10 protein-coding genes and 1 pseudogene are annotated in these 11,704 nt (G+C 71.2%); 3 read left to right on the plus strand and 8 right to left on the minus strand.

What is annotated here, in order from left to right; genetic code table 11:
• The 3 genes from JAO81_RS15830 to JAO81_RS15840 form a co-directional block, all read right to left on the minus strand.
• A partial coding sequence (locus JAO81_RS15830) for a bifunctional serine/threonine-protein kinase/ABC transporter substrate-binding protein (RefSeq protein WP_307813406.1) occupies window positions 1-1,819 on the minus strand: 1,819 nt, incomplete at its 3' end.
• Complete coding sequence (locus tag JAO81_RS15835) at window positions 1,816-2,625, minus strand: hypothetical protein (protein ID WP_199548496.1); 810 nt, start codon at window positions 2,623-2,625, stop codon at window positions 1,816-1,818. The genes JAO81_RS15835 and JAO81_RS15830, both read right to left, overlap by 4 nt.
• Before the next feature lie 84 nt (window positions 2,626-2,709).
• Window positions 2,710-3,096, minus strand: coding sequence for a helix-turn-helix domain-containing protein (locus tag JAO81_RS15840; protein ID WP_199548497.1), 387 nt, complete (start codon window positions 3,094-3,096; stop codon window positions 2,710-2,712).
• Window positions 3,097-3,197: 101 nt separating this feature from the next.
• Here JAO81_RS15840 and JAO81_RS15845 point away from each other — a divergent pair, with 101 nt between their 5' ends.
• The 3 genes from JAO81_RS15845 (at window position 3,198) to JAO81_RS15855 (ending at window position 5,723) form a co-directional block, all read left to right on the plus strand.
• Complete coding sequence (locus tag JAO81_RS15845; RefSeq protein WP_199548498.1) at window positions 3,198-4,058, plus strand: SDR family oxidoreductase; 861 nt, start codon at window positions 3,198-3,200, stop codon at window positions 4,056-4,058.
• Window positions 4,059-4,231: 173 nt separating this feature from the next.
• Window positions 4,232-5,134, plus strand: coding sequence for an EamA family transporter RarD (rarD, locus tag JAO81_RS15850; protein WP_233415437.1), 903 nt, complete (start codon window positions 4,232-4,234; stop codon window positions 5,132-5,134).
• Window positions 5,135-5,270: 136 nt separating this feature from the next.
• Window positions 5,271-5,723 carry a VOC family protein gene (locus tag JAO81_RS15855; protein WP_199548500.1) on the plus strand — a complete coding sequence of 151 codons (453 nt, stop codon included), beginning with the start codon at window positions 5,271-5,273 and terminating at the stop codon, window positions 5,721-5,723.
• Here JAO81_RS15855 and JAO81_RS15860 read toward each other — a convergent pair.
• The 5 genes and pseudogenes from JAO81_RS15860 to JAO81_RS15880 form a co-directional block, all read right to left on the minus strand.
• Window positions 5,656-7,221 carry an alpha/beta hydrolase family protein gene (locus JAO81_RS15860; RefSeq protein WP_374194299.1) on the minus strand — a complete coding sequence of 522 codons (1,566 nt, stop codon included), beginning with the start codon at window positions 7,219-7,221 and terminating at the stop codon, window positions 5,656-5,658. The two genes, JAO81_RS15855 and JAO81_RS15860, sit on opposite strands and share 68 nt — an antisense overlap.
• A gap of 166 nt (window positions 7,222-7,387) precedes the next feature.
• Window positions 7,388-8,686 (minus strand): outer membrane lipoprotein carrier protein LolA, encoded by a 1,299-nt coding sequence (locus JAO81_RS15865; RefSeq protein WP_233415432.1) that lies wholly within the window; start codon window positions 8,684-8,686, stop codon window positions 7,388-7,390.
• 182 nt (window positions 8,687-8,868) lie between these two features.
• Window positions 8,869-9,897 (minus strand): CHRD domain-containing protein, encoded by a 1,029-nt coding sequence (locus JAO81_RS15870; protein WP_199548501.1) that lies wholly within the window; start codon window positions 9,895-9,897, stop codon window positions 8,869-8,871.
• A gap of 122 nt (window positions 9,898-10,019) precedes the next feature.
• On the minus strand, window positions 10,020-11,030 hold the full coding sequence (locus JAO81_RS15875; RefSeq protein ID WP_199548502.1) for a polyprenyl synthetase family protein: 1,011 nt from the start codon (window positions 11,028-11,030) through the stop codon (window positions 10,020-10,022).
• 317 nt (window positions 11,031-11,347) lie between these two features.
• Window positions 11,348-11,632 (minus strand): annotated as a pseudogene (locus JAO81_RS15880) (HAD family hydrolase); the annotation flags it as partial.
• Between the last annotated feature and the right edge of the window lie 72 nt (window positions 11,633-11,704).

The raw sequence follows: 11,704 nt of genomic DNA on the forward strand, positions 1-11,704 counted from the left end.
GCGGCGGGGGGCCGGGCAGGGCGCAAGACCCCCCGCCCGCGTCGGGCCCGCCCGCGAACACGAATCCGTCGCAGCCGGCGTCGAGCATGTCGGCGACGACCGGCCCGAACTCCTCGGTGTGGGCCGGGACCACGCGGGGGTAGGCGGCGACTTTCGTGCCGCGCAGCGAGCTCGTGGTGATGGCCGCGGTCTCCCAGCCGAGCACGCCCACCGTGCGGTCCTGCACCAGGCCGAGCACCTTGACACCGGCCGCCGCGGCCAGCGCCGCGTAGGGCTGGGCCACATGCGCGTCCAGGGGCCTGGCCTGCAGCAGACTCCGGGAGGCGAGGGACGGGGTGGTCAGGTCCATGGCGCCCGGGGACACGGCGACCTGGGCGAGATAGCTCTCGTCGTACACCTTCAAAACCGCACGGGCCGTGTCGTCCGTGGTCGGTCCGATGACGGCCAGGATGTCCTGGGCGACGGAGAAGTCCTTGGCCACGCGGGCCGCCCGGGTCGCGTCCCCGCCGTCGTCGCGCACGACGAGGCCCACTTTGAAGGGCGCCTTGTTGCCGGAGTCATTGCGGGAGTTCTTACCGGAGTTGCTACCGGAGTTGCTGCCGGAGTTCTTACGGGAGTTGAACTGCTCCACAGCCAGGCGCGCACCCTCCTCCTGCGCCCGGCCGGCCGCCTTGTGCGGTCCGGAGAGGTCCGCCTGCAGGCCGATATGCCACCGGTCGTGCTCGGGGACGGGATCCTCCGGGCCGCTGTCGGGGACCGAAGCCGCCCACGCGGCGACGCCACCACCCGCGGCAAGTACCGCGGCGCCCGATATGAGGAGGAACTTCCGCCTGTTGGGCGGCCGTTCGGCAGCAGGCGCGTCCTGCGTCGGCAGCTCCGACGCGTCGAGCTGCGTCTGCTCGATATCGGGCAGCGCGAGCAGCGCCGCGGCCCGGTCGGCGACCAGACGGACCACGGCGTCGGGCAGCCAGTCGTCGGCCGGGGCGTCCTCGACCAGTGCGTCGAGTCCGGTGCGGTCCGCCGGGTCCTTGGCGAGCAGCCCGCTCAGGAGCGTATACAGAGCGGCGCTGATGCCGTCGAGGTCGGGCTCGTCGTGGACGGTGCGGTAGAGCAGCGCGTCGGGGGTGCCGGTGCCGAACGGGGGCCGGCCGGTCGCCGCGTACGCGAGCAGGCCCCCGAGCGCGAACACATCGGCGGGCGGGCCGAGTTCACCACCCTGCGCCTGCTCGGGAGCGAGGAACCCGGGGGTGCCGACGACCAGGTCGGTCGCGGTCAGCGCGGTGTCGCCGGCGTCCTGGCCGCTGTCGGCGGCACGGTTGCCGTCGGCGGCTCGCGCGATCCCGAAGTCGATCAGGCGGGGGCCGTCCACGGCGAGCAGCACATTGCCCGGCTTGACGTCCCGGTGGACCAGACCGGCCGTGTGCACGGCGGCGAGCGCCGAGGCGAGCATGGAGCCGAGCGCCCGCACACTGCGCTCGGGCAGCGGCCCGCAGGCCGCGACGGCCTCGGCGAGCGAGGGCCCGGGCACGAACGCCGTGGCCAGCCAGGGCTGTTCCGCCTCGGCATCCGCCCCGGTCAGCGGCACCGACCAACGGCTGGTCACGCTCCGCGCGGCCTCGATCTCGCGCCGGAAGCGGGCACGGAACGCCTGCTCCCGCGCGTACTCGGCCTGGATCACCTTGACCGCGGCGAGCGCCCCCGACTCCGTACGCCCGAGATAGACCACCCCCATACCGCCCGCGCCGAGCCGGCCGAGGAGACGGTGGCCGGGCAGGGAGGACGGGTCGGAGGGCAGCAGCGGTTCGACGGCCCGGGTCACTTGTCGCCTCCGAGTTCCAGCTCGGCACGGACGACCATGGCGCTGAAGCCCTGCTCGACCGCCTGGTTCAGCTCCTGTTCGGTGTGGCCCTTGCCGCCCTTGATCACGGAGGCGACGGTCACCGGGCCGATGCGGGCCTGGGACCAGTTGTAGGGGTAGGGGCCGCCGAGTCGCTCGCTGTGGTACTCGCCGTTCTCGGAGATCGAGTCGTCGGCATACGCGTTGGTGCCCTGCCCGAGGGCCATGCCCTCGGAGAACAGACCCTTGATCCACTCACCGGCGCGCAGCTCCTGATCGGGGCAGCGCAGGGCCTCCTCCAGGGTGCGGGCCATCTCCCAGTCCGCGCCGTCGACTTCGCGGTGCACGGTGACTACGGAGCTGACGCGCACCGGCCCCCTGCCGTCGGCCGCGGGCAGTTCGCCGTACGTGGTGATGCTCGCGAGCACGTTCTTCGGCAGCCGCTCGCGCTGCCATACGCACGTCGCGTCGAGCACGGCCCACTGGGCGGGATCACTCTCGTACGGGGAGCTCTTGGTGTATCCCGGCCCGTACTGGTCCGGGCTCGCGGCGACCTTGCGGGCCAGCCGCAGAGCGTCGGCGGCGGTGTGCGGGACGCGGTCCGGGTCCGGCGTGAAGGGGGAGTCCGGGGCCGGCTCGGACGGGCCGCCGGTCCGACTGCCGGACGGGGCCGGCGAGTTGGGCGGCTCGGGCGCTCGCGGCCCGTCCCCACCGCTGCCACTGCAGGCGGTGAGCAGCAACGCGGCCACGCACAGCGACGTCGTACGCCCCAGTCCTCGATGCCCCACCAGACCCCCACACGCACACGCGTTCCCCAGTGATGCGGAGATCTTACGTCCGGTTGGTCGAACGCGCCTGCGTACTGCGGTTGTTCAGGAGGTCTTCGCCTCGTCGTACGCGGCCCGCGCCGCGAGCACCTTGTCCACGCTCCGCTCCGACCAGCGCGCGAGCTCCCAGACCTGGCGGGCGGCCTCCCTGCCGAACTCGGTCAGCGAGTAGTCGACGCGCGGCGGGATGACGGGCTGGGCCTCCCTGTGCACGAAGCCGTCGCGCTCCAGGGTCTGCAGGGTCTGGGCCAGCATCTTCTCGCTGACCCCGCCGATCAGCCGGCGCAGCTCGCTGAAGCGGTACGAGTCGTCGAGCAGCGCCGCCAGGACCAGCACGCCCCAGCGGCTGGTGACGTGCTCGAGGATCGGGCGAGACGGACACTGCGCGGCATTGACGTCGGGCCGGAGATTCCTCAGGACACTTTCGCTCATGCAAGTACCTTACTTCAAAGTGGGTACTTACGAAAAGTAAGTACCAGACCTAAGGTGAGTGAAGACCGCAAGGAAACTGTACGAACCTGGAGATTTCAGCCATGAGCCTCGTCGTCACCGGCGCCACCGGAAACCTCGGCCGTCTCGTCATCGAGAGCCTGCTCGACGCCGGCGTTCCGGCCGGGCAGATCGCCGCCCTCGTCCGCAGCAAGGAGAAGGCCGCGCCCCTCGCCGAGCGCGGCGTCGAGCTGCGCATCGCGGACTACTCGCGGCCCGAGTCCCTGGCCGGCGCCTTCGCCGAGGGCGACCGGGTGCTCCTGGTCTCCGGCAGCGAGGTCGGACAGCGCGTCGCCCAGCACCGGGCCGTGATCGACGCCGCGAAGACGGCGGGCGTGGCCCTGCTCGCGTACACCGGCGTACTCGGCGGCCCGGAGGCCGACTTCAAGCTGGCCGACGAGCACAAGGTGACCGAGCAGGCGATCCTCGACTCCGGCCTGCCGTACACGTTCCTGCGCAACGGCTGGTACCACGAGAACTTCACGGAGAACCTGGCCCCCGTCCTCGAGCACGGCGCGGTCCTGCAGAGCGCCGGCGACGGCCGGGTCGCCTCGGCCTCGCGCGCCGACTACGCCGCCGCGGCCGCCGCGGTCCTGGCCGGCGAGGGCCACGAGAACGCCACGTACGAGCTGAGCGGCGATATCGCCTGGAGCTTCGAGGAGTACGCGGCCGAGCTCTCCCGCCGGACCGGCAAGACCATCTCGTACGCGAACGTCCCGGGCGAGCAGCACCTCGCGGTCCTCACCGGCGCCGGTGTGCCCCAGCCGTTCGCCGAGATCCTCGTGGACGTCGACGCGGCCATCGCCCGCGGCCTCCTCGCGCGGCGGAACGGCGATCTGGCCCGGCTCATCGGCCGCCCCACCACCCCGGTCGCCGACGCGATCGAGCAGGCGCTCGCCGCCTGACCCCGCCCGCCGGAAGCAGGGCCCGGGTGTCATGACCGTATAGCGATACGGACATGACAGCCGGGCCCTTGTCCCGCTACCGTCGAAGGGGTCGAGGTGCGAGACGAGGAGGGGCCTTGAAGCCGTCGGGCGAAGGGCGAGCGGGGCTCATATACGGCTTTGCCGCGTACGGGATGTGGGGCCTGGTCCCGCTGTTCTGGCCGCTGCTCAAACCGGCCGGCGCGCTGGAGATCCTCGCCCATCGGATGGTCTGGTCCCTGGTCCTCGTCGGACTCGTGCTCCTGGTGATGCGCCGCTGGGCGTGGGCCGGTGAGCTGATCCGCCAGCCCCGCAAACTCGCCCTGATCACCGTCGCCGCCACCGTGATCACCGTGAACTGGGGCGTCTACATCTGGGCCGTGAACTCCGGCCAGGTCGTCGAGGCCTCCCTCGGCTACTTCATCAACCCGCTCGTCACCATCGCGATGGGCGTGCTCCTGCTCAAGGAGCGGCTGCGGCCCGCCCAGTGGACCGCCGTCGGCATCGGCTTCGCGGCCGTGCTCGTGCTCGCGGTCGGGTACGGGCAGCCGCCGTGGATCTCCCTGACGCTCGCGTTCTCCTTCGCCACGTACGGCCTGGTCAAGAAGAAGCTCAACCTCGGCGGCCTGGAGTCCCTCGCGGCCGAGACCGCGGTGCAGTTCCTGCCCGCGCTCGGCTTTCTGCTGTGGCTGGGCTCGCGCGGGGACGCGGCCTTCGGCGCGCACGGCGCCGGGCATGCGGCGCTGCTCGCCGCGACCGGTGTGGTCACCGCGCTCCCCCTCATCTGCTTCGGAGCGGCCGCCATCCGCGTACCGCTGTCGACGCTCGGCCTGCTCCAGTACCTGGCGCCGGTCTTCCAGTTCCTGCTCGGCGTCTGGTACTTCCACGAGGCCATGCCGCCCGAGCGCTGGGCCGGTTTCGCTCTCGTATGGCTGGCGCTGACGACGCTGACCTGGGACGCGCTGCGTACGGCGCGCAAGAACCGGTCCGAGGCGCTGCGGCTCGCGGTGCAGGCCCAGGCGACGGCGCCCGTGCCGCCGCGGGAGCCGGCCGCCTGAGCCGTCCGCGTAGGGACGGCCGCGTGAGCCGTCCGCGTAGGGACGGCCGCGTGAGCCGTCCGCGGATGGACGGCCGCGTGAGCCGTCCGCGGATGGAGGACTCCAGGTGTCCTACATGGCGGGTAGGACTGGTGGCATGACTCTGCACTGGAAACTCGTCATCGACGCCGAGGAACCCCGGGGCCAGGCCGACTTCTGGGCCGCCGCACTCGGCTATGAGCTGGAGGACCACAGCGCCCTGATCGGGCAGCTGCTCGCGGGCGGGGCGGTCACGCCCGAGGAGGCCCCGGAGTGGAACGGCCGCCCGGCCTTCCGCGACTACGCCGCCGTACGGCACCCCGACGACCCGTTCGACGCGTTCACGGGCATGGGCGAGGGACGGCGGCTGCTGTTCCAGCGCGTACCCGAGAAGAAGACCGTCAAGAACCGGCTGCATCTCGACGTCCACACCGCCGAAGGCCGTGACCGCGACGAGGAGGTCGCGCGGCTCGAAGCGCTGGGGGCGCGGGAGCTGTACCGGATCAAGGAGCCGATCGGCGAGTGGGTGACGATGGCGGATCCGGAGGGGAACGAGTTCTGCGTCGAGTGAGCGCCTGGCTCCCCTCCGGTCCACGGCACCGGATGCTTTGCGGCGCGATGCCGACGCCCTCGATCCCGCTCCAGCGCCGCTCCTGGCCGGAGGTCATCGCCGGCCAGTCGCGGCCGCCGTCGGGACGCGCCTCGACCCGCGAGGCGTACGAGCCGGGGCGGAAGCCCGCGTCGTAGAAGCAGCCCGTGCCGTACGTGGCGTCGAACCGCGCACACGACTCGGCGATGGAGCGGGCCGAGGGCCGCTTGCCGGTCTCGGCCCACCGCGCAAGGCGCGCCATGGAGTTGGCGTACTCGGCCTTGCTCAGGCCGCTGTGCTCGCTCTCGCGGGTGAAGGTCTGCACGAGATGGTGATCGCGGTCGGCCTCCTCGAGGGTCATCCGGTACGCCGACTCATGCTCGACGAACGCCGTCGGGTCGTCGATCGCGTGCAGCGTGAGCACGGGGATCTCGACGTCACCGGTCAGATCGCTGTCGTACGACAGGTCGCGCTTGGCGGTGGGGTCGGCCTCGAAGCGTTCGACCCCGGCGTTGAGCGCCTTGTCGTCGTGCGAACCGGAGTAGCGGACACCGGCGTTGGAGAAGGGGTTACGGCCGTCGAGCCGGGTGTGCACGATGTCGCGGAAGGTGAACAACGAGAAACGCAGATGTGATTCGAGGGTGCGCTCGGGGATCTTCGTCACGGCGAGGATGTCGTCGAGGTTGCGCTGCTGCGGCGCGGTGCGCTCGGCCGGGGCGAGGTCGTAGCCGGTGCACTCGCGCAGCCTCGACCGCATCCCGGTCGTGGTCAGCGTCGAATCGGCGCGAAGGCCCTGCCACAGGGGGTACTGCGGCTCGGTGGGGCGGGGCAGGTTGTCGCAGTAGTACTGGTAGACCACGCGCAGATCGACCCGGTAGTCGTAGCCGCGCGAGCCGCCGCCGAGCACGCCGTTGGTGAGCAGCGCCGCGTCGTAGGGGCCCCGCTTGTCGCCGTACATCTCCAGGGCCTTGGCCGCGACGTTGCCGCCCCAGGACTGTCCGTGCAGGAAGGTCCGCTCGGGCTCGCCGAACTCCGCCACGAACTGACGGCGCACGTTCTCCGTGTCGATCGCGCCCATCCGCGTCCCGTAGCCGCCGCGGCGGTACGAGGAGCCGGCCCACGCATAGCCCTCGTCGACCATGACCGACCAGCGGTCCAGGTCCTCGACGCTGCGCGCCGGGTCGGAGGCCTCGCCGAGGTCGGGGCCGCCGTGGGCGTGGACGACGAGGTCGCCGTTCCAGTCCTCGGGGACCGCGATCGCGTAGTACGCGCCGTTGGCGTCCTGGCCGGTGTAACAGGCGGCCCTGTCACCGATGTTCGCCGGGCAGGCGACCGGGTCGGACTGCCGCACCTCGGCCTGCGCCGGGCCGGCGACGGTCAGGGTGCCGGCGATCAGGCCCGCGGCGGCGGCCACCGCGGCGGTGCCGCGCCGCAGCCGCCCGCCTGTCGAAGGGGCTCCGGGGGTTCTCGGGGTCTGCAAAACAACGCTCCTGACCTCATGGGCGCGCCGTCGTCGCGCCGAGCGCTGTGATGCTAGGAACGGGACCGCTCTCGCTCCATGGGTCGGGCGATTGCGTTCATAGTGTGCGAACACGCGAGGGCCGGGGGGCAGCACGCCCCCCCGCCCCCATCATCCGCGGGTTCGGCTACTTCCCCGCGGTCGCCGCCCTCCCCCGCCCGGCCTTGGTGACCGCGCCCGCGTAGACCTTGCCGTCCTCGGTCATCAGGACGTTGATCAGACGGGTCTTGAAGACCGTGCCCGAGCCGAACTCACCGCTGACCTTGTCGCCGAAGGAATCGAGCAGCCCGGACACACCGGCGGGCATGTCCTTCATCTCCTCGGAGCCCGCGGCCGGCAGGCCCTTGCCGCCGGTGTCGAACGTGGCGATGGTGGTCCAGCCCTCGCCGATGACGTTCATGCCGCCGAAGTCGCCGGGGCCGCTGTCCTTCAGCCCGTCCTTCGGGCCGCCCTTCGGGCCGCCCTTGCCGAACTCCTTCTCCAGGTCCTTGAGGTCCTTCTCGACGTCCTTCGGGATCTCCCCCTCGGGCGCCTGCTTCTCCAGGTCCTCGCCCTCGGTGACCTTCGCGCCCTTCGGCAGCGCGAAGTTCGACGCAGCCGGCTTCGAGAAGTCGACCTTGGTGAAGCCCGCGTCGATGACGGGCTTGCCACCGTCGCTGGAGTTGAGCGAGAACTTCAGCGGTACGTAGGTGTCCGCGTCCACGTCGATCGTGATCGAGCTGATCGTCGAGCCGGACTGCTTGGGCTCGAGCTTCAGCTGGTACGCGTCCTGGCCTGCGATCCTCGACGTGCCGTCGACGGTGACCTTGGTGGTCGGGTCGACCGCCTCGAGCGCCTGCTCGGCCAGCTCCTTCGGGGTCGCGGTCGGCTCGGCCTCCTCGTGGCCCTCGCCCGCGTCGCCCTTCGTGTGCACGGCTTCCTTCGAGCCGCTGTCGTACGCCCAGACGTCGTCGCCGTTGTGGATCAGGCTGTAGTCGGAACCCTTGCCGAGGATCGTCAGCTTCTGCTTGTCGGGGCCGTCGGCGGCGACCTGCAGATTGTGGGTGCCGGTGGCGAGTTCGAGCAGCTTGCTCTGCGGGTCGGCGGTGGCTCCCTTGCCGTCCTTGCCGCCCTCGTCGGCCAGGCCGCCGAGGGAGTCGGCGAGACCGGCGAAGGAGGGCAGGCCCAGATCGGTGGTGATCTTCACGTTGCCGGAGAGCTGCTCGGTGTCCGAGGCGGCGATCTTCTCGATGAGCTCCTGCGCGCTGATCTTCGGCAGGTCCGGGTCACCGGAGCTCGCGAGCGCCGGGACAAGGCCGATGGTGGCGGCTGCGACGCCGGCCACGGCGATGGGCACGATGTAACGCGCCGCCTTGCGCCGGCCGTCGCGCAGGTCGTCGGCCTCGTCGCGTACAGGTGCCGGTTCGTAGGGTGCGTTGGGTGCCATGGGTGCCTTACCTCCGTGGTGCGGCGGGCGGATCACGTCGTCGTCTGTGCTTCTCCATACGACCAAATCGCCCGCCTGGAAGCGTCAGCCCCCGGACTCAACTCCATGTACTGCTGTGGGATGACATACGGGGGTGGCGCGCCCCTCCACCCGTAGGGGACGCGCCACCTGACCGTGCGTGATCAGCTCTGGATGAACACGTAGTCCGCCTTGTACGGGACCCCCACGATGTCGCCCTGCTCGCAGGAGCCGCCCGGGGCGACGCCGCCCACCGTGTTGAGGCGGAGGATCTCGGCGGTGTTCGCGAGCAGCCCGCGCCGGCTGCCGATCTGGTCGGCGTCGAGGTCGAGTTCGGGAATGTTGGTCTCGCCGTTCGGGGTCCTGGAGATCAGCTTGGCCTTGACCGCGCTGCCGTCCGGGGCGATCCACTGCGGCGTACCGGAGTTCGGCGCCACGAAGGAGTGGTCGATCCGGCCGGCGAGCACCGCCCGTACGTCCCGCTGCAGGAACGCGAGCTTGCCGTCCTCGCCCACCTTGCACTCGTAGATCTGCTTCCCCTTGACCACCGAGGCCTGGAAGTTGTTCAGGGCCTTGCGGAAGTCGAAGGGGTCGGTGACCTTGTGCAGCTGCCCGCGGACCGCCCCGCCCGGGAACTCGGCGGTGTGCAGATTCGCGTAGAAGCCACCGGGGCTGGACGTGAGCTCGTCCAGGAGGGCCTGGTCCCCGACGGTGACCGTGCCGGTGGCGCTGTGGCCCTTCGCGTACGACAGGAGCTTGGTGAAGTCGACCTTGATGCCGCCGTTGACTCCCTTGGCGCCCTGGTGGATGTGGAGCGCGGTCGGCTTGGCGGTGCCCCGCCACTTCACGGCGAAGGACACCTTGTCGCCGCTGACCTTCACGAACTGCAGGGCCGCGCCGTCCTTGTCACCGACGGCCTTGCCCTCGGCGTTCGGCACCTCGTTCGCGCCCTTCAGGCTCGCGGCGAGGATGGTGCCCTTGGCGGTGGTCACGCCCGGGCTGCCGTGCCGGCCCCCGTGGTCCGTGCCGTGCTGCACGCCGAGCGCCGAACCCGCCCTGTCCCGGCCTTCGTCGGAGCCGCTGTCCGCGACCGCCGGCAGGACCGCGACCGCCAGTGCGGCGGCCGCGACGGCGGCTGCGGAGCCGATCAGGATCGGACGACGGCTGCTGGTGAACGCACGCGTAGTACCCATGACGGAAATCCCCCGTATGCCGGCTGACACCCCCTGCGTCAGCTTCTGGGCATGAGTACGGAACGAGTCCTTGCTTGGACTCAATCCAGAAAAGTGACCTGCGTCACACGTGCGGGAGGAGCTCAGCCCGCCCGGTGCACCACCGCGTCGCACAGCTCCACGAGGGAAGCCTTGGCATCGCACTCGGGCAGCGGGGCGAGGGCGGCGCGGGCGTCCTCGGCGTAGCGCACGGTGTCGCGGCGGGCCTGCTCGAGCGCAGGGTGCACGCGCAGCCGGGCCAGGGCCTCGGCATGCCGGGCGTCGTCGGTGAGGTCACCGTCGAGCAGCTCGCACAGGGCGAGATCGTCGGGCCTGCCGTACAGGGCGGCCTGGGCGCGCAGGAGGAGGACCGGCAGGGTCGGGATGCCCTCGCGCAGATCGGTGCCGGGGGTCTTGCCCGACTCGTGCGAGTCCGAGGCGATGTCCAGGACGTCGTCCGCGAGCTGGAACGCGACACCGAGGCGCTCGCCGTACTGCGTGAGAACGTCCACGACCGTCTCGTCGGCGCCGGACATCATCGCGCCGAAGCGGCCGGAGACCGCGATCAGCGAACCGGTCTTGCCCGCGATCACATCGAGGTAGTGGTCGACCGGGTCACGGCCGTCGCGCGGGCCCGCGGTCTCCAGGATCTGGCCGGTGACCAGGCGCTCGAAGGCCTCGGCCTGGATCCGTACGGCCTCGGGGCCGAGGTCGGCCAGGATGTGCGAGGCGCGCGCGAAGAGGAAGTCGCCGGTGAGGACGGCGACGGAATTGCCCCAGCGGGTGTTGGCGCTGGGCACACCGCGGCGGACGTCCGCCTCGTCCATCACGTCGTCGTGGTACAGCGTCGCGAGATGCGTCAGCTCGACGACGACCGCGGACGGTACGACACCCGGCGCGTGCGGATCACCGAACTGCGCGGCGAGCATGACCAGGAGCGGCCGGAAGCGCTTGCCGCCGGCGCGTACGAGATGCTGCGCGGCCTCCGTGATGAACGGGACCTCGCTCTTGGTGGCCTCGAGGAGCCCCTCCTCGACAGCAGCCAACCCGGCCTGGACATCGGCTTCGAGGGCCTGGTCCCGCACGCTCAGCCCGAACGGCCCGACGACGGTCACGAGGGGTTCTCCTGTCTGCTGACGAACACAAGGTCGGTCACGCGGCACTCACACGGTCGATGACGCGGTTTGTCGATGTGTCGCTGCCATCACTCAAGTCAGCGTATCCGGTCGCGTTTCGATCACAGCGAGCGCCTGCCCGGTCGCAAGCGGCTCAAGCGACGGTCTTATAGCCGTTGGGGCGAAAGGCCCGAAGTAAAGGAGAGGTAAGGCTCGGCTTTAGTTCCCTTTGACCCTCCGTACTCGGGCGCAAAGCCGCTTGCGCTTCGGCGAGGACCGGCCGGCCGGCCGTCGCTCGGGCGAGTACCCACTCACGCTCAGGTGAAGAGCCGCTCCAGGACCACGGCGATGCCGTCCTCCTCGTTGGACGAAGTGATCTCGTCGGCCACGGCCTTGAGCTCCTCATGCGCGTTCGCCATCGCCACGCCGTAGCCGGCCCAGCGGAACATCGGGATGTCGTTGGGCATATCGCCGAACGCGATCGTCGACTGCGGCGCGATTCCCATCCGCTCGGCGGCGAGCGCGAGACCGGTCGACTTGGTGACGCCGACGGGCTGCAGCTCCACCGTGCCGGGCCCGGCCATCGTCACCGTGACCAGACCGGGCGGCGCGGGCCCGGGCGGGGCGGGGGGGGGCGGGGGGGGGGGGGGGGGGGGGGGGGGGGGGGGGGGGGG

The sequence above is a fragment of the Streptomyces sp. N35 genome, from assembly GCF_016464295.1.
GTDB lineage: Bacteria > Actinomycetota > Actinomycetes > Streptomycetales > Streptomycetaceae > Streptomyces.

Coding starts and splice junctions, on each gene's coding strand:
- JAO81_RS15840 (WP_199548497.1), bottom strand. CDS start 3,096: ATGAGCGAAAGTGTCCTGAGGAATCTCCGGCCCGACGTCAATGCCGCG.
- JAO81_RS15845 (WP_199548498.1), top strand. CDS start 3,198: ATGAGCCTCGTCGTCACCGGCGCCACCGGAAACCTCGGCCGTCTCGTC.
- rarD (WP_233415437.1), top strand. CDS start 4,232: ATGTGGGGCCTGGTCCCGCTGTTCTGGCCGCTGCTCAAACCGGCCGGC.
- JAO81_RS15855 (WP_199548500.1), top strand. CDS start 5,271: ATGACTCTGCACTGGAAACTCGTCATCGACGCCGAGGAACCCCGGGGC.
- JAO81_RS15865 (WP_233415432.1), bottom strand. CDS start 8,686: ATGGCACCCAACGCACCCTACGAACCGGCACCTGTACGCGACGAGGCC.
- JAO81_RS15870 (WP_199548501.1), bottom strand. CDS start 9,897: ATGGGTACTACGCGTGCGTTCACCAGCAGCCGTCGTCCGATCCTGATC.